This window comes from Nocardioides malaquae, from assembly GCF_015070385.1.
Taxonomy (GTDB): domain Bacteria; phylum Actinomycetota; class Actinomycetes; order Propionibacteriales; family Nocardioidaceae; genus Nocardioides; species Nocardioides malaquae.
In genome coordinates, this window is sequence record NZ_JADCSA010000560.1 from 1 (window position 1) to 262 (window position 262).

At 53.1% G+C, this 262-nt stretch carries 1 protein-coding gene; it reads right to left on the reverse strand.

Features of this window, described 5'->3' with window-relative positions:
* A partial coding sequence (locus IEQ44_RS17295) for a hypothetical protein (protein ID WP_227487662.1) occupies positions 1-195 on the reverse strand: 195 nt, incomplete at its 3' end.
* Between the last annotated feature and the right edge of the window lie 67 nt (positions 196-262).

Below are 262 nucleotides of genomic sequence, written 5' to 3' on the forward strand. Positions count from 1 at the left end.
AGCAGGATGATGGCTGTCCTTCAGGATGTTCTGTGCTCTCCTCCTACAATGCTGTGTGTAGATTGTGTCCATGGCAGGGAGACCTGAGCCAATGATTCTCTCTGCGGTTTTGACAACACGTTGGAGCGATTTCCTCTCAGCTTGGGTGGTGTTTCCATACCACACCGTGATGCCGCTGGTGAGGATGCTTTCCACGAGTCCTCTGTAAGCCATGGTGAGGGGCTGGGGAACAGTTAGCCTCATAGGCCGGATTGTGTTGAAC